Below are 18,109 nucleotides of genomic sequence, written 5' to 3'. Positions count from 1 at the left end.
AGTACACCGTCATGAGCACTGTCCAGGGTCGGCTGCGTATCGCCGTCCAGAAATCCGGCCGCCTGTCCGAACGCAGCCTCGACCTCGTTCGCGATGCGGGTCTGCGCGTGGTCAAGGGCAACAACGACCTGCTCTACCGGGTGGAGAACTACCCGATCGACCTCCTGCGCGTCCGCGATGACGACATCCCGACCTTCGTCGCCGACGGCGTCTGCGACCTCGGCATCGTCGGCGAGAATGTGCTGGAGGAGGTCCGCAACGGTGGCCCGACGGCCGAGGTGTTGATGCCGCTCGGCTTCGGCCGCTGCACCCTCAAGATCGCCATCCCCCCGACCCTGGCTTACGACGGACCGGCGTCGCTGGACGGTCTGCGCATCGCCACCTCCTATCCGAAGATCCTGCGCCGCTATCTGGATGCGCAGGGTGTGTCCGCCGACATCGTCACCATGCGCGGCGCGGTCGAAGTGGCCCCCCGGCTCAAACTCGCCTCGGCCATCTGCGACCTCGTCTCGACCGGCGCGACGCTCGAGGCCAACGGCCTTTCAGCGAAGGAAACCGTGCTGGACAGCCAGGCCGTGCTGATCAAATCGCCCGTCGCGCCCGAGCCCGGCCTGCAGCACCTGCTGGACAGCATCATCGAGCGGATGGCCGGGGTGGTGTCCTCGCAGGGGGCCAAATACGTCATGCTCAACGCCCCCCGTTCGGCCCTGGCCGAGATCACCGCCATCCTGCCCGGGGCCGGCGCGCCGACGGTCATGCCCCTGTCCGGCCGGGACGACGCCGTGGCCGTCCACGCCGTCTGCCAGGAGGCGGTCTTCTGGGAGACCCTGGAACGGCTCAAGGCCGCCGGTGCTTCGGCCATCCTGGTCCTCCCGATCGAGAAGATGATGTGATGAAACGGATCGACTGGAGCACCCTCGACGACGCCGGCCGCCGCGAGGCCCTGGCCCGCCCCCGCCGCCGCACCGAGGCGCGCGTCACCGATACGGTGCGCGAGATCATGGACGACGTCCGCACCCGCGGCGGTGCCGCCGTGACCGACTGGAGCCTCAAGCTGGACGGTGCCGCGCCGCGCCGGCTCGAGCTGACGCCCGACCGCGTCGCCGCCGCCCGCGACGCCCTGCGCCCCGCCGACACCCGGTCCATCCGCATGGCGGCCGAGAACGTCCGGATCTTCCACGAGGCCACCCGGCCCGAGGACACCCCCGATGTCGAGATCGTTCCCGGCGTCCGCTCGCGCCTCGTCTGGCGGCCGCTGCGGTCGGCGGGCCTCTATGTCCCCGGCGGGTCGGCGCCGCTGTTTTCGTCCCTGTTGATGCTGGCCATCCCGGCCGCCGTCGCCGGGGTCGGCCGTCGCATCGCCGTCACCCCGCCCTCGGCCTCGGGCGAGCCCCACCCGGCCATGATCTTCGCCGCCGCCGAGGCCGGTCTCGACGCGTTGTGGCTGATCGGCGGTGCCCAGGCCATCGCCGCCCTGACCTTCGGTGCCGAGCTGGACGACGGCGTCATCGAACCCTGTGACAAGCTGTTCGGGCCCGGCAACGCCTGGGTCGCCGAGGCCAAGAAGCAGGCCGCCAACCTGCCCGGCGGCCCCGCCGTCGACATGCCCGCCGGCCCCTCGGAACTGCTGGTCATAGCCGACCGCGACGCCGACCCTGAAATCGCCGCCGCCGACCTGCTCAGCCAGGCCGAGCACGACGCCGACGCCCAGGTCATCCTCGTCTCCGAGAGCCGGGCCAACATCGACGCCATCCTCGCCGAGGTGGAGGAGCAGCTGCAGACCCTGCCCCGGGCCGACATCGCCCGCGCCTCCCTCGCCGAGGGCCGCGCCATCCGCGTCCGCGATGTGGCCGAGGCCTGTGAGGTGGCCAACCTGTACGCGCCGGAACACCTCGCCCTTCAGACCGTCGAACCCGACCGACTGGTCAGCCGCATCTCGGCCGCAGGGGCGGTCTTCGTCGGGGCCTTCGCGGCCGAGACCCTCGGCGACTACGCCGCCGGCCCCAGCCACGTCCTGCCCACCGACGGCGCCGCCCGCACCATGGGCGGAGTCACCACCGCCAGCTTCATGACCACCATGTCGGTCCAGGTCGTGACCGAGGCTGGCGCCGCCGCCCTCGCCCCCGTCGCCGCCCGCCTCGCCCGGCTGGAAGGACTGGAAGCCCACGCCCGGGCCGCGGATCTGAGGACCGGCGCATGAACAACCTCCCCGCCCCCTTCGCCCCGCTGGTCGCCGGCGGCGACGGCCTCGACCGTTATCCGGCCGAGCCCCGCGCCCTCGCTGCCCGCATGGCCCAGGTCTATGGCGTGGCCGCCGACAGCGTCCTGCCGGTTCGCGGCCTCACACACGGCCTCGAACTGGTCTTCCGCCTCGCCGCCCGTGACGGTGTTCGCGTCGAGGCACCCGACGCCGAGCCGTACCGCGCCCTCGCCGCCCTCTACGCCGCGCCCACCCCTGGGGCCGAGACCGGCGCCGTCATCCTCCGCGCCCTCGGCTCCCCCGAAGCCGTGGCCGAGATGGCCGAACGGGTCGCCCCGGCCTTGCTGGTCATTGACGAGGGCATGGCCGAGTTCGCCGACGCCACCTCCGCGGCGACCGCCATCCCCGACCACGCCAACCTGATCGTCCTGCGCAGCCTCTCGCTCGCCCATGGCCTGGCCGGTGCCCGCGTCGGTGCCGCCCTCGGCCAGCCGGAGACCTTGGCCCGCCTCGCCTCGGTGCTGGAGCCCTGGGCCCTCCCCGAGGTCTCAATCCGTCTCGCCCTGCAGGCCCTCGACCCCTCACGGATGATGGAGACGACGGCCCGTATCGCCCTCGTCCGGTCGGAGCGTGAGCGGCTGATCAAGGCCCTCGCCCGCGACATGGCGATCGAGCCGGGCTTCGGCCCCGTCATCATGGCCCGGCCCACCGACCCGGATGCCGTCCTGACCGCTCTCGCCCGTTTCGGCCTCACCGCCGAACGCGCCGGCGACCGGTTGCGTTTGCCCGTCTCCGCCAAGGCCGAGGTCAACGACCGGCTCCTCGCCGCCCTCGGCCTCGGTGCCGCATCCGGCCGCGCCCACCGCACCGGCGAGGCCGTCCGCGACACGAAAGAGACCCGCATTGTCTGCGCCGTCGACCTCGACGCGACCGGGCCCGTCTCCATCGCCACCGGCGTCGGCTTCTTCGACCACATGCTGGAACAGGTCGCCGCTCACGGCGGCTTCTCCCTGCGGCTGGCCTGCGAGGGCGACCTGCACACCGACCCGCACCACACCATCGAGGACTCCGCTATCGCCCTCGGTCAGGCCCTGAAACAGGCGCTCGGCGAACGCCGCGGCATCGCCCGTTACGGCTTCGTCCTGCCCATGGACGAGGCCAACGCCAGCGTCTCCATCGACCTGTCCGGCCGACCCTTCCCGGTTTTCGAGGGGACCTTCTCCACCCCCTTCATCGGCGACTACCGCACCGACCTGACGGCCCACGTCTTCCGCTCGCTGGCCGAAGCCATGGGCGCGGCCGTCCATGTCTCGGTCTCCGGCGACGACGACCACCACAAGACCGAAGCCGTCTACAAGGCCTTCGGACGCGCCCTGCGTCAGGCCATCCGCATCGAGGGCGACGCCGTGCCCAGCACCAAGGGCGTGCTGTGACCGAGGTCACCGTCCTGGCCTACGGTGCCGGCAACATAGCCTCCGTCCGGTTCGCGCTGGAGCGGCTCGGTGCCACCGTGCGCCTGACGGATGACCCCGCCGCCGTCAGTGAGGCCGAACGGCTGATCCTGCCCGGCGTCGGTGCCGCGGCCTACGCCATGGCAAGGCTGACCGCCCTCGGCCTCGTCGAACCGCTCCGCGCCTTCTCCCGCCCCCTGCTCGGCGTCTGCCTCGGCCAGCAGCTGTTGTTCGAGACCAGCGAGGAAGGCGAACCCGTCCCCCTGCTCGGCCTGATCCCCGGCGCCGTTCGCCGTCTCGAGCCCGGCCCGGGCCTGACCGTGCCGCACATGGGCTGGTCGCGCCTGACCGCCGATCGGGCCGATCCCCTGCTCGAAGGGATCGAAGACGGCGCCTACGCCTATTTCGTCCACGGCTTCGTCTGCCCGGACGGCCCGGCGACCCTCGCCCGTGCCGACTACGGCGGCCCGGTGCCCGCCATGGTCCGCAGCGCCAACCGCTGGGGCTGCCAGTTCCACCCCGAGCGTTCGGCCGCCGCCGGCGCCCGCATCCTGCGCAACTTCCTGGAGCTTCCCGCGTGATCGTCTATCCCGCCATCGACCTGAAAGACGGGATCTGCGTGCGGCTGATGCATGGCCGGTTTGATGCCGTCACCCGCTACGACGACCAGCCCTCCGCCCGGCTCGCCGCCTTCGCGGCCGCCGGCGCGACCTGGGCCCACATCGTCGACCTCGACGGCGCCGAGGCCGGCCGCGCGGTCCAGCACGCCCTGATCGGGGACCTCGCCCGGTCCATCGACATCCGCATCCAGTCCGGCGGCGGGGTCCGCTCCGCCGACGACGTCGCGGCCCTGATCGACACCGGCGTCGCCCGCGTGGTCGTCGGTTCTCTCGCCGTGTCGCAGCCGGATACGGTGGCCGACTGGCTGCGCCACTTCGGCCCGGACCGCATCACCCTGGCCATCGACGTCAAGGCGGACGGCGACCGCTGGGTCCCGGCCCTCAAGGGCTGGGCCGAGGCGGCAGGCGTCGATCTCTGGACCGCGCTGGACCGCTATCCGCCCAACCTCGCCCATCACCTGCTGGTCACCGACGTCGGCCGCGACGGCGCCCTGACCGGTCCCAATCTCGACCTGCTGGGCGAGATCATCCGCCGCCGGCCCGATCTGAAGGTCCAGGCCTCGGGCGGCGTGGCCACGGTCGCGGACCTGACCGCCGCTGCCGCCCTCGGCTGCGACGGCGCCATCGTCGGCCGTGCCCTCTACGAGAACCGCTTCACCCTCGAAGAAGCGCTCGCGGCCAAGGCGCCGGCATGACGGCCCGTCGCATCATTCCCTGTCTCGACGTCAAGGGCGGCCGGGTGGTCAAGGGCGTCCGCTTCCAGGGCCACACCGACATGGGCGACGCCGGCGACCTGGCCGCACGCTATCGCGACGAGGGTGCCGACGAGCTGGTCTTCTACGACATCACCGCCAGCCCCGAGGGTCGCACGCTCGACTACGGCTGGGTCCGCGACATCGCCCGCCTGCTCGACATCCCGTTCAGCGTCGCCGGCGGCATCCGCTCGGTCGACCAGGCCGCGCGCTGCTTCGACCACGGCGCCGACAAGGTCTCGATCAACTCCCCCGCCCTCGAGCGTCCCGAGTTGATCGCCGAAATGGCGGCGCGCCTCGGCAGCCAGTGCGTCGTCGTCGGGGTCGACTCCAAACGCGCCGGAGACGACTGGCTGGTGCACCAGTACACCGGCGACCCGACCGCCAGCCGCGGTGCCGGCCGCCGCACCCTCGACTGGATCGTCGAGGCCCAGACCCTCGGTGCCGGCGAGATCGTCCTGAACTGCATGGACGAGGACGGCGTCCGCCGCGGCTACGACATCGCCCAGCTCGCCGCCGCCCGCGCCCTTCTGACCATACCGCTGGTCGCCTCGGGCGGTGCCGGCGCGGCCTCGCATTTTCGCGACGTCTTCGAACAGGCCGACGTCTCCGGTGCCCTCGCCGCCAGTGTTTTTCACACCGGGACCCTGACGATTCCCGATCTCAAGGCGTTTCTCTCTGACGCCGGACAGGAAATGAGACTGTGATCGATCCTTCCACCCTCGACTTCGACAAGTCCGGCGGCCTCATCCCCGTCGTCGTCCAGGACGCCGCCACCCTGCAGGTCCTGACGCTGGCCTATATGGACCGCGCCGCCCTCGACGAGACGATCGCCTGCAGCGAAGCCACTTTCTTCTCGCGCTCGCGCGGCGGGCGCTGGCGCAAGGGGGAGACCTCGGGCGACCGGCTGCACGTCGTCTCGATCACGCCCGACTGCGACGGCGATGCGATCGTCCTCAAGGTCCGCCCTGTCGGCAACGCCTGCCACCTGAACCGCATCAGCTGTTTCGGCGAGGAGGACGCGCCGGGCCTGGGCCGGCTCGCCCGGCTGGAAGCGACCATCGCCGAACGCGCCGCCGCCGATCCGGCCCAAAGCTGGACCGCCCGTCTGCTCGCCGAGGGCGTCAAACGCGTCGCCCAGAAGGTCGGCGAGGAAGGGGTCGAGACCGCCCTCGCCGGCGTCGCGGGCCCGGATTCAGAACTGGCGGCGGAAGCCGCGGATCTGGTCTATCACCTGATGGTCCTGCTTCGGGCGCGTCACATGGTGTTTCAGGACGTCCTCGACGTCTTGGCGCAGCGCGCGGAAGCGGCCAGACAATCCCCCGGTCCAGCCGGGACCTGAATGGAGAAGAGCGCATGGCGGCCCTGGTGCTGTTCGGCGGCGGCGGCGATCTCGCCATGCGGATGCTGCTGCCCTCACTCTATTTTCTCGAGCACGACGGCCTGCTGCCCGACGGGCTGAAGATCATCGGCGCGGCCCGCTCGGACGAGAGCTGCGAGGAATATGTCGCCAGGGTCCGCGCCGCGGTCGAGGGCAAGGCCCGGGCCGACGACGCCTGGTCGGACGCCGCCTGGGCCCGGCTCGACGCCCGGCTCGACTATCTGCCCGTCGATGCCACCGACCCCGCCAGCCTGAAGCCGCTCAAGGACAAGGTCGGCGACGGCGGTGTGACCAGCTTCCTCGCCGTCTCGCCCTCGCTGTACGGCCGTATCGTCACGGCCCTGAAGGCCGCGGGCCTGGCCGAGGCGACCGACCGCGTGGTGCTCGAAAAGCCCGTCGGCCGCGATCTCCAGTCCTTCCTCGAGATCGACGACGCCGTCGCCCATGCCTTCTCCGAGGACCAGGTTTTCCGCATCGACCACTACCTCGGCAAGGAGACGGTCCAGAACCTGATCGCCCTGCGCTTCGGCAACACCATCTTCGAGCCGCTGTGGAACAGCCTGTCGATCGACCACGTCCAGATCACCGTGGGCGAGACCGTCGGCGTCGGCGACCGCTGGCCCTATTATGACGAGTACGGTGCCCTGCGGGACATGCTGCAGAACCACATGCTCCAGCTGCTCTGCCTCGTCGCCATGGAGCCGCCGTCCGACCTCGATCCGGACTCGGTCCGCAACGAGAAGGTCAAGGTCATCCGCTCACTCCGTCCGATCACGGAGCATGAGGCCGAGCGTGTGACGGTGCGCGGCCAGTACGTCGCCGGAACCAGCGAGGGCAAGCCCGCGAAATCCTACAGCGAGGAGCGTGGCCAGCCTTCCGACACCGAGACCTTTGTCGCCGTGCGCGTCGACATCGACAACTGGCGCTGGGCCGGCACCCCCTTCTTCCTGCGCACCGGCAAGCGGCTGGCCGAGAAGCGGACCGAGATCGTCATCCAGTTCAAACCGGTGCCCCACTCGATCTTCGACCACGGCGCACGCGGCGAGATCGCCGCCAACCGTCTGGTCATCGAGCTCCAGCCCGAGGAAGACATCGCCCTGTCGGTGATGAACAAGAAGCCTGGGCTGGACCCGCAGATGAAGCTGCAGCCGATCCAGATGTCCCTGTCCTGGGGCCAGGGCGACAAGGGTGCCAAGCCGCCGCGTCGCCGCATCGCCTACGAACGGTTGCTGCTCGACGCCCTGTCCGGGGACTCCACCCTGTTCGTACGCCGCGACGAGGCGGAGCAGGCCTGGAAATGGGTCGACGAGGTCTCGGACGCCTGGCGCGGCGCGGCCTTCAAGCCGAAGGAATACGACGCCGGGACCTGGGGCCCGCCCGAGGCCGACCTGCTGCTCGAGCGCGGCGGCCGGGCCTGGAACACCGGCCATGGGTGAGGTCGCGCCCGCTATCGAGTCCTTCGCCGACGGCACCGCCTGGGCCGACGCCTGCGCCGACCGCCTGACTGACGCACTCGCCGCCGCCCTCACCGATACGGGCAAGGCCGTCTTCGCCGGATCCGGCGGCTCGACACCCGCGCCGATCTACCGCCGTATGGCGCAGGCCGACCTCGACTGGTCGCGCGTCGCCGTCACCCTGATCGACGAACGCTACGTCCCTGAGACCTCGCCCGAGTCCAACGCGGCCCTGCTGAAGCAGACCCTGCTGTCAGGTCCGGCCGCCGCGGCGCGCTTCGTGCCCCTATTCCATCCGGCCGTGACCGTCGATCGGGCGGCCGCCCTGGCCGCCCATGCGCTGGCGGCCGAAGGCGGCAAATTGGACGCCATCCTTCTCGGCATGGGGGAGGATGGCCATATCTGTTCCATGTTCCACGACAGCCCGACCCTGAAGACCCTGCTCTCGCCCGCGCTCCGGCCGACCGTTCTCGGCGTCCCCCACGGCCGCGACGGCACCGCGCCCGGCTTGGAGCGGCTGTCGATCAACCTGCCGTATCTGATGACCGCCCGCCGCGTCGTCCTGGCCATCACCGGTGCCACCAAACGGGCCGTGTTCGAGCGTGAGGCCGTCGGCGACCCGGCCATCCAGCCCATCGCCGCGCTCATCGCGGCCAACGTCACCCTCGACGTTCTGTGGACGGAGAAAGCGTGATGTCCAGACTCCATCCCGTCGTGGCCGAGGTCACCGCCCGTATCGTCGAACGTTCGAAGGCGACCCGCGCCGACTATCTCCAACGCATGGACGCCGCAGGCTCCTCCGGCGTCGGCCGGGCCAAGCTCAGCTGCGCCAACTGGGCCCACGCCTTCGCGGGTGCCCCGGTCAAGGACAAGCTCAACGCCATGTCCGGGACCCAGCCGAACGTCGGCGTCGTCACCGCCTACAACGACATGCTCTCGGCGCATCAGCCGTTCGAGCGCTTCCCGCAGATCATCCGCGACGCCGTGCGCGAGGTGAACGCCACCGCCCAGGTCGCCGGTGCCACGCCCGCCATGTGCGACGGCGTCACCCAGGGCCGCCCCGGCATGGACCTGTCGCTGTTCAGCCGCGACGTCATCGCCATGTCCACCGCCGTGGCCCTGACCCACGACGCCTTCGATTCCGTGATCTGCCTCGGCGTCTGCGACAAGATCGTGCCCGGCCTGTTCATGGGCTCGCTGGCCTTCGGCCACCTGCCGGTCGTCTTCGCTCCCGCCGGGCCGATGCCATCCGGCATTCCCAATTTCGAGAAGGCCCGCGTCCGTGCCGAATATGCGCAAGGCAATGTGAGTCGGTCCGTCCTGCTGGAAAGCGAGATCGGCTCCTACCATTCGCCGGGCACCTGCACCTTCTACGGCACGGCCAACTCCAACCAGATGATGATGGAGCTGGGCGGACTGCACCTGCCCTCGACCGCCTTCGTCCATCCCGAGACCGGCCTCCGCGACGCCCTGACGGCGGCGGCGGCCAAACGCGCCGTCGAGCTCGCCCGCACCGGTCAGTGCCGTATGGCCGACGTCATTTCCGAGAAGTCCGTCGTCAATATGATCGTCGCCCTGCTGGCGACCGGCGGCTCGACCAATCACGCCATCCATCTGGTCGCCATGGCCCGCGCGGCCGGGGTGCTGATCGACTGGACCGACATGGACCAGCTGTCCTCGGTCACCCCGCTTCTGGCCCGCGTCTATCCCAATGGCTCGGCCGATGTGAACGCCTTCCAGGCCGCCGGCGGGGTCGCCTTCGTCGCCCGCGAACTGGCCCAGGCAGGCCATATCCATTCCGACGTGGTCACCGTCATGGGCGAGGGCATTCACCACTATTTCCAGGAGCCGATGCTGATCGACGGCGAGCTGGTCTGGAACGACGGCGTCACGGAAAGTCTGGACACGGACATTCTCCGCCCCGCGTCTGACCCATTCGACCACGAGGGCGGTCTGCGCCTCGTCCAGGGCGACCTCGGCCGGGCCGTGATCAAGGTCTCGGCCGTCAAGCCGGAGAACCGCATCGTCGAGGCGCCCGCCGCCGTCTTCGAAACCCAGGAAGACGCCCTCCAGGCCTTCAAGGACGGCAAGCTGAACCGCGACGTGATCGTGGTGCTGCGCTTCCAGGGCCCTCGCGCCAACGGCATGCCGGAGCTGCACAGCCTGTCCCCGGCCCTGTCGGTGTTGCAGGACAAGGGCTTCAAGGTCGCCTTCGTCACCGACGGCCGCATGTCCGGGGCCTCGGGCAAGACACCCGCCGCCATCCATGTCTCGCCCGAGGCCCTGGCCGGTGGGCCCCTGGCCCATGTCCGCGACGGCGACATCATCCGGCTCGACGCCGAGGCCGGCGTCCTGACCACCGTCGGCGTCCCCGACCTGTCCTCGCGGCCTGCCGCCGTCCGCACGCCCGCCCATGCCACGGGCGCGGCCTGGGGCTATGGCCGCGAACTGTTCGGTGCCTTCCGGCAGGCGGTCGGCACGGCGGAGGCCGGTGCCTCGATCTGTTTCGACTCCCCGACTGGCGAACTGTCGCACGCCGACACGCCGCCGAACGCAAATCTCGTCGACCGCACGGTCGACGCCTGATGCAGAGGACGCCTGAATGACCGTGGCCTGGGACCGGACCCTTCTCGTCGGCGATGTCGGGGGAACCAACGCTCGCTTTGCCCTGGCCCACATGGTCGAGGGTCGGCCGGTGCTTGAGCGCCATCAAAGCTTCCCGGCGTCGGAACATCCCACCTTCCTCGGCGGCGTAAAGGCCTTCATCGACGGCTGCGACATCAAGCCGACGGGCGGAGTCCTCGCCGTGGCCGGGCCGGTCACGGACGGGTCCATCGACCTGACCAACTCCCCCTGGCGGGTGTCCGAGGCCGAGCTTCAGACGCTGGGCCTCAACCCGGTCAGCCTGATCAATGATTTCGAGGCCCTGGCCTGGGGTGCGCCGGTCGTGCCGTACGACCAGCTGGCCTCGCTCGGAGGCCCCGCCGCCGGCGATCCCCATGCATCCATCGCCGTGCTCGGGCCCGGTACCGGCTTCGGCGTCTCGGCCCTGGCGAGGGATCACCATGGACGGGCGATCGCCATGCCGACCGAAGGCGGCCACGCCTGTTTCGCTCCCGGCGACCCCATCGAGGACGAGATCCTGCGCATCCTGCGCCGCCGCTATGATCGCGTCTCGATTGAGCGGTTGATCTGCGGATCCGGCCTGTTGAACATGCACCGCGCCCTCGCCGAGATCGACGGACGCGACAGCCACATCGACGATCCGGCCCAGATCACAGCCGAGGCGCTCGAGAACCCCAACAGCCACTGTGGTGCGACCCTGGCCCGGTTCTGCGCCATTCTCGGCGCCGTCGCCGGTGACATCGCCCTGACCACGGGCGCGCGCGGCGGCGTCTATATCGCTGGCGGCATCGCGCCCCGCATCCTGCCCTTCCTCAAGGCCAGTCCGTTCCGCGAACGGTTCGAGCGCAAGGGCCGGTTCCAGGACTATATGGCCGCCATCCCGACGAACGTGATCCTGCACAAACATGCGGCCCTGCTGGGCGCCGCCCGGGTCGCCTTCTCCGCATCGATCTGAGGTTCCAACACTTTTTTCTCACGCCGCCGTGAACCCGATCGGCGCGGCGGAGTTATGAGGTTTCCACTCTGGAAGGATATCCTCATGCGTAAACTGATCATCGCCGCCGCCGCCACCTTCGCCTTCGTCGGCCTCGCCGCCTGCGGTGAAAGCGCCGCCGACAAGACCGCTGAAGTTCAAGCGGACGCCCTGGAAGAGCAGGCTGCTGCCGCTCCGACCGAAGCCGCTGAAACCGCCCTCAACGCCGAAGCCGACCGCGTCGAACAACAGGCCGGCAACGCCGACGGTGGCATGACCACCGAGAACACGCCGAACACCTCGCCGAGCGCCACGCCGGCCAACCCGAACAACTAATCGGGACGACTCCGGGGGGTCATAACCTCCGGAGACTATTCAGAACGGTCAGCCCCCGTCGCGTTCGCGGCGGGGGTTTTCCGTGTCCGGAAAAGAAAAGGTCTCAGGGCTTCTTCGGCGGCCAGGGGATGAAGGCGCTGGTCCGGCGCACATAGTCGACATAGCCCGGCCGGGTGCCGTGAATGGCCTTTTCCGTGATCCCGATCCCCGACCATTTGGTCAGGGTGAAGGTCAGGAAGAGCGGCCCCGCGATCGCCCACAGCCCCGGCCCGGTCTCGGCGGCGATCAGATACAGGCCCCACCAGACGCAGGCGTCGCCGAAATAGTTGGGATGGCGGGTGTATTTCCACAGGCCGGTGTCCAGCACCTTGCCCTTGTTCGCCGGGTCATTGCGGAAGGCGGTCAGCTGGGCGTCGCCGATGCTTTCGAAACCAATTCCGATGACCGCCAGCACCGCCCCGGCCCAGCCGAGCCAGCCCACGGCCGGCTCAAGGGCGACCTGACCCAGTTGCACCGGCAGGGAAGTCAGCCAGGCCAGCACCGCCTGCGGCACAAACACCACCAGCAGCGCCGTCTTGCCGAAGCCCCAGCCGCGGTTGGTTTCCATCCGGGCCAGTAGGTTCAGATACCGGCCATCGGCTCCGTGCGCGCGCCAGCGGCGATAGAGATGCCAGCCCAGCCGCAGGGCCCAGATCCCGACCAGCCACATCAGCAGCCATTTGCGCGTCGGGTCACCCTCGGTCCGGGGAAAGGTGACCAGGGCCAGAAACAGCATGGCCATGGGCCAGACGGCGTCGATGAAGCTGACGTCCTTCAGACGCAGCGACAGGGTCCACAGCCCGATCATCACCACGATGATCAGGGCCAGGTTCAGGCCCAGAAGGGCAGCGATCTCGGTCAGGCTCATGGGTCAGAAACGTCCGTGGGGTGGGGCCGGATGCAAAAGGATCAGTCGACGCAGAGCGTGGCCTCGGCCTTGCCGCTCTCGACCGTGGTGTAACAGCCGAACCGGCTGCTCGAGGCCTGGCACTGGCCGACGGCGTTCGTGCCCGCGGCCGGCGCATTGGCCACGTCCTCGACGCGACAGTCGCCCGCGCAGTCGTCGCCATCGGTGCAGCGGGTCCCGGCATCGGCATAGGTGATCACGCAGCGCACCGACTGCATCCGGCCCTGCGGCAGCATCTTGCCGCCGGCCCGCGCGCAGGCCGCCGCATCCTCGCTGCCGGCCACCGATTGTACCGCAGGCGTCACCCCGGCCAGATCGGTCTTGCCGTCATTCGCCGGCAACGGCTGGCAGGCCGCCATCAACACCGCCGCCGCAATCAGAATGCGCTTCATGTTACCTGGCCCTTTTCGAAGCCTGTCCAGACGTCGTCGTAGTCCAGCTGCATCGTGGGACTGGTTTGCGCCCATTCCGTGGTCCGGATCGGTGCCCGGGTTTCGAACATGAAGGCCAGGGTGTTCTCGATCTTCACCGGCTTGAGCTCGGCGGCGACCGCCTTGTCATAGCTGGCCTGGTCCGGCCCGTGGCCGCTCATGCAGTTGTGCAGCGAGGCCCCACCCGGCGCGAAACCGCCCTCCTTGGCGTCATACTCGCCGGTCACCAGCCCCATGAACTCGCTCATCACGTTGCGGTGGAACCACGGCGGACGGAAGGTGTCCTCGCCCACCATCCAGCGCGGCGGGAAGATGACGAAGTCGCAGTTGGCGGTTCCCGGCGTATCCGACGGCGAGGTCAGGACGGTGAAGATCGACGGGTCCGGATGGTCGAAACTGACCGTACCGATCGTGTTGAACCGGGCGGTGTCGTATTTGTACGGCGCATAGTTGCCGTGCCAGCCGACCACATCCAGCGGCGAATGCGGGAAGGTCGTGGTCCACAGGCGGCCGCCGTATTTCTGCACGCACTCGGTCGGCCGGTCGATGTCCTCGAACGCCGCCACGGGCGTCTGGAAATCGCGGTGATTGGCCAGGCCGTTCGAGCCGATCGGCCCGAGGTCCGGCAGGCGGAAGAGGGCACCGTAGTTCTCGCAGACATAGCCGCGGATCGGCCCGGAACATTCGACCCGGAACCGCACCCCGCGCGGAATGACCACGATCTCGCCGGGCCGGGCGTCGATCCGCCCCATCTCGGTGACGAAGGCCTGGTCGCCCGACTGCGGCACGATCAGCAGCTCGCCGTCGGCGCAGTAGAAGACCCGGTCGACCATCGACCGGTTGGCCGCATACATATGGATGCCGACGCCCGACAGCGCCTCCGCATCGCCCGTCCCGCCATAGGTCACCAGCCCCTCGACCCAGTCGGTCGACGCGGTCGGCAGCGGCAGGGGATCCCACCGCATCCGGTTCGGCGACGGCGGCGCGTCATGGAAGGGTCCGGTCCGCACCAGCCCCTGGGCGAACGGCCTGTAGGCCGGGTGCTGCGCGCTCGGCCGCAACCGGTACAGCCACGACCGCCGGTTCTCGCTGCGCGGGGCGGTGAAGGCCGTCCCCGATAGCTGCTCCGCATACAGCCCCATCGGCGCCCGCTGCGGTGAATTCCGGCCCTCAGGCAGTGCGCCGGGCACGGCCTCGGTCGCGAAATGATTGCCGAAGCCGCTCAGATAGTGAGGCGCGTTGGATCGCGTCGTCATGGTCAGAGTCTCCCTGCCCCTCGATCTAGGACAGGCCGGACCGGTTGGCCACTCCGGCGTGAACCGGAGGTGATCAACGCCGTCAGAAGCCCTGCGCCCGCGCCATCCGTTCCTGATGGAAGCCGGCGTCGCCGAGCAGCTCGTTGAGCACCCGCACCCGCTTCATGAACAGGCCGACGTCATATTCGTCCGTCATGCCGACGCCGCCGTGCATCTGCACCGCCTCCTGCACCGCCAGTTCGGCGACCCGGCCGGCCTTGGCCTTGGCCACAGAAACCCGGAGGGCGGCATCCGGTCGATCGGAATCCAGCGCCGTCAGCGCCCCCATAACCGCCGCCCGCGCGATCTCGATCTCGCTGAACAGATGGGCCGAGCGATGCTGCAAGGCCTGGAACTCGCCGATCAGCTTGCCGAACTGTTTGCGGGTCCGCAGATAGGCCATGGTCGTCTGGAAGGCCTGATCCCCTGCCCCGTTCAGCGACGCCGCCGCACAGGCCCGGCCAAGGTTCAGCGCCCCTTCCAGCAACGCCTCGCCGCCATCGACCGACCCGATCACGGCATCAGCATCGACCTCGACATCCGTCAGCGTCACCCGCGCCGCATTGTGCGCATCGACCATGACGGTCCGCTCGATCTCGACCCCGGCTGTCTTGGGATCGACGAGGAACAGGGACAGCCCGTTCTCGGTCAGGGCCGCAACGATCAGCGCATCGGCGACATGGCCGTCCAGCACGAACCCCTTGGCGCCGTTCAGCTTGAACCCGTTGCCCGACCGCTCGGCCACGGTCGCAATCCGCGACGGCGCATGTTTGGAACCCTCGTCCACGGCCAGGGAGACAATGGCCTCGCCCGCCGCGATCCGGGGCAGCCAGGCCGCCTGTTGCTCGGCGGATCCGCCGTCGACCAGCACCTTGGCCGACAGCACGCCCGAGCCGAGGAAGGGCGACGGTGCCAGGGTCCGCCCCAACGCCTCGGCCATCACCCCGGCCTCGACCGCGCCAAGGCCCGAGCCGCCGTGTTCTTCGGGGATGATCACCCCGGCGAAACCCATCTCGCCGAAGGCCCGCCACAGGTCGCGCGACACCCCGTCGGTGTCCTTCGAGTCGCGCAGCTTCCTCAGGTGGGCGATCGGCGCGTGTTCGTTGAGGAAGCCGTCCGCGGCCTCCTTCAGCATGGTCTGCTCTTCGGTCAGGATCAGGGGCATGGGCTCAGGCTCCCGGAAGCTGAAGCAGGTGTTTGGCGATGATGTTCAGCTGCACTTCGCTGGTCCCACCCTCGATGGAGTTGGCCTTGGTCCGCAGCCAGTCGCGCGCCGCCTTGCCGCCGCGCGAGCGCTCGCTCTCCCACTCCAGTGCGTCAGACCCGCCCGCCGCCATCAGCAGCTCGTGGCGACGCTTGTTCAGCTCCGACCCATAGTATTTCAGCATCGAGGCGATGGCCGGATGCGCCTGGCCCACCTTCACCTGATCCCCGGCCCGCTCCATGGCGAGGCGGAAGGCCGCGGCGTCCACTTCCATCTCGGCGATCCGTGCACGGAGCATCGGCTCGTCGAGCCGGCCGTCGTCGTCGGTCCCGATCGATCCGGTCGCGACCTGACCGAGGGGACGCCCGCCGCCGAGCTCACCCATGGCCCCGATCATCGTCCGCTCGTGCGCCAGAAGATATTTGGCCACATCCCAGCCCCGGTTCAGCGTTCCGACCAGATTTTCCTTCTCGACCCGCACATCGTCGAAGAAGGTCTCGCAGAACGGACTCTTGCCACTGATCAGGGTGATCGGCCGCGTCGACACCCCGGTCGTGGCCATGTCGATCAGCACAAAACTGATGCCCAGATGTTTCGGTGCCTCGGCGTCCGTCCGCACCAGACAGAAGATCCAGTCGGCCTTGTCGGCGTAGCTGGTCCAGACCTTCTGGCCGTTGACGATCCAGTGGTCGCCGCGATCTTCGGCCCGGGTCTGGATGGACGCGAGGTCGGACCCCGAGCCCGGCTCGGAATAGCCCTGGCACCAGCGGATTTCGCCGCGCACGATCTCGGGCAGGAAGCGCAGCTTCTGCGCCTCGGTGCCGAAGGCCAGCAGCGCCGGACCCAGCATCCAGACCCCGAAACTGGCCAGCGGCGGATGGGCATCGATGCGCCGCATCTCCGAATGCAGCACCTTGGCCTGTTCGCGGCTCAGCCCGCCCCCGCCGTATTGGGTCGGCCATTCCGGGGCGGTCCAGCCCCTGGCCCCCATCCGGTCAAGCCAGATCTTGTGCGCCGGGGTCGGGAAGACGGCGTTGCGCCCGCCCCAGACCCGGTCGTCCTCGCTCTCCACCGGCCCGCGGCATTCCGCCGGACAGTTGGCCTCAAGCCAGGCGCGGGTCTCCGCGCGGAATGCATCAAGATCAGTCATGTCATCCTCCGTGCCGAAACCTTAGCAGCGATTCCGCGGTGACGCAGCGTCAGCCCCCGCCCGGCAGGAACGGCGAGAAGGTGATGACCGTGAAGGTGTCGCGGATGTTGGCCCGGGTCTGCACCGACTTCGTCACGAAGGTCCCGATGTCCATGTCCCTGGGCAGCTGGAATTTGGCCAGCAGGTCGTACTGGCCCGAGGTCGAATAGACCTCCGAGACGTACTCGACATTGTCCACCATATCGGCCGCCACATCGTTGGCGTGGCCCAGCTCGCATTTGATGAAGACGAAGATGGCGGTCATCATGGCGGAGGTCCTTCCGGGTGTTGGACGCTGTCTAGCGGATGGATGCGTGTCAGGCGAGATCGACCCAAAAATCGTTGACTGGGAAGCGCAATACAACAACCGCGCCCTTGTGCCCGATCATCCCGCCGTCATGCAGCGCTGGCGCGAGACCGCGGAGGTCGCCCGTGCGGCTCATCCGCCGCTCGAAATCGCCTACGGCCGCGGGCCCCGCGAGGTCATGGACCTGTTCGAGGCCGGCCCCGACGTGCCTGTCGCCGTCTTCCTGCACGGCGGCTACTGGCAGGCCCTCGACAAGGACTGGTTCTCCGGCCTGGCCCCGGCGCTGCTCGCCCGGGGCGTAAGCCTGGCCATACCCTCCTACGACCTCTGCCCCGCCGTCCGCCTCGGGACGATCCTGCGTCAGGTCCGCAGCGCTGTTGAAAGGGTCCGCGAGCGCACCGGCGTCCGCCCCGTCGTCTTCGGCCACTCGGCTGGCGGGCACATGGCAGCCTGCATGCTCAGCGAGGGCCGCGCCTCGGCTGCGGTGGCCATCAGCGGCGTCTTCGACCTCACGCCCCTGATTCCGACCTCGCTGAACAAGGCCCTCGACCTCGACGACCGCGAGGCCGCCGCCCTGTCGCCGATCCACTGGCCCGTCCCCAACGGCTCCACCCCCGGCGGCACGGTGCTGGACTGCCTTGTCGGCGCTGACGAGAGCCCGGCGTTCCTGCGCCAGTCGCGGATGATGGCCGACCATTGGGGGAGTCAGGGCGTCGAGACACGCTACGAAGCGCTGCCGGGGCTGAACCATTTCACCGTGCTCGACCCGCTGTTTGATCCGGGAACCCCGATGGTGATGCGGATAGCCGGTCTGGCGCGGGCCTCCGCATAACGGCGATCGCTCGCGGTATCCGCGAACGAAAGTCCGGTCCGCGGAAAGGTGGATCAAGGCGTCGCCTGATTCAGAGCTTGACGACAATGACGAATGGTTGTGTCTGCACTGTT

The 18,109-nt window shown here is 69.3% G+C and carries 19 protein-coding genes; 13 read left to right on the top strand and 6 right to left on the bottom strand.

Going from position 1 to position 18,109, the window contains the following annotated elements; translation table 11 throughout:
• Positions 1 to 11: 11 nt before the first annotated feature.
• The 12 genes from hisG to KB221_03225 all read left to right on the top strand — a co-directional run bounded on the left by hisG (position 12) and on the right by KB221_03225 (position 11,792).
• The gene (gene hisG / locus KB221_03280; protein ID WIY70053.1) at positions 12 to 893 is read left to right on the top strand and encodes an ATP phosphoribosyltransferase; all 882 of its coding nucleotides are present in this window, start codon (positions 12 to 14) and stop codon (positions 891 to 893) included.
• Entirely contained in the window at positions 893 to 2,200 is a 1,308-nt protein-coding gene (gene hisD, locus KB221_03275) for a histidinol dehydrogenase (GenBank protein ID WIY70052.1), read from the top strand. Before hisG ends, hisD begins: the two co-directional genes overlap by 1 nt.
• The gene (gene hisB / locus KB221_03270) at positions 2,197 to 3,633 is read left to right on the top strand and encodes an imidazoleglycerol-phosphate dehydratase HisB (protein ID WIY70051.1); all 1,437 of its coding nucleotides are present in this window, start codon (positions 2,197 to 2,199) and stop codon (positions 3,631 to 3,633) included. Before hisD ends, hisB begins: the two co-directional genes overlap by 4 nt.
• On the top strand, positions 3,630 to 4,232 hold the full coding sequence (gene hisH / locus KB221_03265) for an imidazole glycerol phosphate synthase subunit HisH (GenBank protein WIY70050.1): 603 nt from the start codon (positions 3,630 to 3,632) through the stop codon (positions 4,230 to 4,232). The genes hisB and hisH overlap by 4 nt, the downstream gene beginning before the upstream one ends.
• Positions 4,229 to 4,966, top strand: coding sequence for a 1-(5-phosphoribosyl)-5-[(5-phosphoribosylamino)methylideneamino]imidazole-4-carboxamide isomerase (hisA, locus tag KB221_03260; protein ID WIY70049.1), 738 nt, complete (start codon positions 4,229 to 4,231; stop codon positions 4,964 to 4,966). The genes hisH and hisA overlap by 4 nt, the downstream gene beginning before the upstream one ends.
• A complete protein-coding gene (gene hisF / locus KB221_03255) occupies positions 4,963 to 5,730 on the top strand; it encodes an imidazole glycerol phosphate synthase subunit HisF (protein WIY70048.1) in 768 nt (255 codons plus the stop codon). Before hisA ends, hisF begins: the two co-directional genes overlap by 4 nt.
• Positions 5,727 to 6,365, top strand: a complete 639-nt coding sequence (gene hisIE / locus KB221_03250; protein ID WIY70047.1) for a bifunctional phosphoribosyl-AMP cyclohydrolase/phosphoribosyl-ATP diphosphatase HisIE — start codon at positions 5,727 to 5,729, stop codon at positions 6,363 to 6,365. The genes hisF and hisIE overlap by 4 nt, the downstream gene beginning before the upstream one ends.
• A gap of 14 nt (positions 6,366 to 6,379) precedes the next feature.
• Entirely contained in the window at positions 6,380 to 7,840 is a 1,461-nt protein-coding gene (zwf, locus tag KB221_03245; GenBank protein WIY70046.1) for a glucose-6-phosphate dehydrogenase, read from the top strand.
• Entirely contained in the window at positions 7,833 to 8,552 is a 720-nt protein-coding gene (gene pgl, locus KB221_03240) for a 6-phosphogluconolactonase (protein WIY70045.1), read from the top strand. The genes zwf and pgl overlap by 8 nt, the downstream gene beginning before the upstream one ends.
• Positions 8,552 to 10,444 carry a phosphogluconate dehydratase gene (gene edd, locus KB221_03235; protein WIY70044.1) on the top strand — a complete coding sequence of 631 codons (1,893 nt, stop codon included), beginning with the start codon at positions 8,552 to 8,554 and terminating at the stop codon, positions 10,442 to 10,444. The genes pgl and edd overlap by 1 nt, the downstream gene beginning before the upstream one ends.
• A gap of 16 nt (positions 10,445 to 10,460) precedes the next feature.
• Complete coding sequence (glk, locus tag KB221_03230; GenBank protein ID WIY70043.1) at positions 10,461 to 11,438, top strand: glucokinase; 978 nt, start codon at positions 10,461 to 10,463, stop codon at positions 11,436 to 11,438.
• A gap of 84 nt (positions 11,439 to 11,522) precedes the next feature.
• Entirely contained in the window at positions 11,523 to 11,792 is a 270-nt protein-coding gene (locus KB221_03225) for a hypothetical protein (GenBank protein WIY70042.1), read from the top strand.
• A 103-nt stretch (positions 11,793 to 11,895) separates the two neighbouring features.
• Here KB221_03225 and KB221_03220 read toward each other — a convergent pair whose 3' ends face one another.
• From KB221_03220 to KB221_03195, 6 genes are all read right to left on the bottom strand, one after another.
• Entirely contained in the window at positions 11,896 to 12,699 is an 804-nt protein-coding gene (locus tag KB221_03220) for a DUF1295 domain-containing protein (protein ID WIY70041.1), read from the bottom strand.
• Positions 12,700 to 12,740: 41 nt separating this feature from the next.
• Positions 12,741 to 13,130, bottom strand: a complete 390-nt coding sequence (locus tag KB221_03215) for a hypothetical protein (protein WIY70040.1) — start codon at positions 13,128 to 13,130, stop codon at positions 12,741 to 12,743.
• Positions 13,127 to 14,425, bottom strand: a complete 1,299-nt coding sequence (hmgA, locus tag KB221_03210) for a homogentisate 1,2-dioxygenase (GenBank protein ID WIY70039.1) — start codon at positions 14,423 to 14,425, stop codon at positions 13,127 to 13,129. The genes KB221_03215 and hmgA overlap by 4 nt, the downstream gene beginning before the upstream one ends.
• An 82-nt stretch (positions 14,426 to 14,507) precedes the next feature.
• The gene (locus KB221_03205) at positions 14,508 to 15,629 is read right to left on the bottom strand and encodes an acyl-CoA dehydrogenase (GenBank protein WIY70038.1); all 1,122 of its coding nucleotides are present in this window, start codon (positions 15,627 to 15,629) and stop codon (positions 14,508 to 14,510) included.
• Between the two features lie 4 nt (positions 15,630 to 15,633).
• Complete coding sequence (locus KB221_03200) at positions 15,634 to 16,818, bottom strand: acyl-CoA dehydrogenase family protein (GenBank protein WIY70037.1); 1,185 nt, start codon at positions 16,816 to 16,818, stop codon at positions 15,634 to 15,636.
• Between the two features lie 49 nt (positions 16,819 to 16,867).
• Entirely contained in the window at positions 16,868 to 17,125 is a 258-nt protein-coding gene (locus tag KB221_03195) for an Lrp/AsnC ligand binding domain-containing protein (protein WIY70036.1), read from the bottom strand.
• Between the two features lie 109 nt (positions 17,126 to 17,234).
• Between KB221_03195 and KB221_03190 the strand changes: the two genes are divergently transcribed.
• The gene (locus tag KB221_03190) at positions 17,235 to 17,996 is read left to right on the top strand and encodes an alpha/beta hydrolase (protein WIY70035.1); all 762 of its coding nucleotides are present in this window, start codon (positions 17,235 to 17,237) and stop codon (positions 17,994 to 17,996) included.
• Positions 17,997 to 18,109 lie beyond the last annotated feature (113 nt).

Origin of the sequence: Aquidulcibacter paucihalophilus, from assembly GCA_030285985.1 — a bacterium.
Lineage (GTDB): Bacteria > Pseudomonadota > Alphaproteobacteria > Caulobacterales > Caulobacteraceae > Brevundimonas.
This window is presented reverse-complemented; position numbering and strand designations above follow the sequence as displayed.

Bases quoted from the DNA above. Each gene is read 5' to 3' on its own strand.
- hisD (WIY70052.1), top strand. From the start codon at position 893: ATGAAACGGATCGACTGGAGCACCCTCGACGACGCCGGCCGCCGCGAG.
- zwf (WIY70046.1), top strand. From the start codon at position 6,380: ATGGCGGCCCTGGTGCTGTTCGGCGGCGGCGGCGATCTCGCCATGCGG.
- KB221_03200 (WIY70037.1), bottom strand. From the start codon at position 16,818: ATGACTGATCTTGATGCATTCCGCGCGGAGACCCGCGCCTGGCTTGAG.
- KB221_03205 (WIY70038.1), bottom strand. From the start codon at position 15,629: ATGCCCCTGATCCTGACCGAAGAGCAGACCATGCTGAAGGAGGCCGCG.
- edd (WIY70044.1), top strand. From the start codon at position 8,552: ATGTCCAGACTCCATCCCGTCGTGGCCGAGGTCACCGCCCGTATCGTC.
- KB221_03195 (WIY70036.1), bottom strand. From the start codon at position 17,125: ATGATGACCGCCATCTTCGTCTTCATCAAATGCGAGCTGGGCCACGCC.
- KB221_03220 (WIY70041.1), bottom strand. From the start codon at position 12,699: ATGAGCCTGACCGAGATCGCTGCCCTTCTGGGCCTGAACCTGGCCCTG.
- hisF (WIY70048.1), top strand. From the start codon at position 4,963: ATGACGGCCCGTCGCATCATTCCCTGTCTCGACGTCAAGGGCGGCCGG.
- pgl (WIY70045.1), top strand. From the start codon at position 7,833: ATGGGTGAGGTCGCGCCCGCTATCGAGTCCTTCGCCGACGGCACCGCC.
- hisB (WIY70051.1), top strand. From the start codon at position 2,197: ATGAACAACCTCCCCGCCCCCTTCGCCCCGCTGGTCGCCGGCGGCGAC.
- glk (WIY70043.1), top strand. From the start codon at position 10,461: ATGACCGTGGCCTGGGACCGGACCCTTCTCGTCGGCGATGTCGGGGGA.
- KB221_03225 (WIY70042.1), top strand. From the start codon at position 11,523: ATGCGTAAACTGATCATCGCCGCCGCCGCCACCTTCGCCTTCGTCGGC.
- hmgA (WIY70039.1), bottom strand. From the start codon at position 14,425: ATGACGACGCGATCCAACGCGCCTCACTATCTGAGCGGCTTCGGCAAT.
- hisG (WIY70053.1), top strand. From the start codon at position 12: ATGAGCACTGTCCAGGGTCGGCTGCGTATCGCCGTCCAGAAATCCGGC.
- KB221_03215 (WIY70040.1), bottom strand. From the start codon at position 13,130: ATGAAGCGCATTCTGATTGCGGCGGCGGTGTTGATGGCGGCCTGCCAG.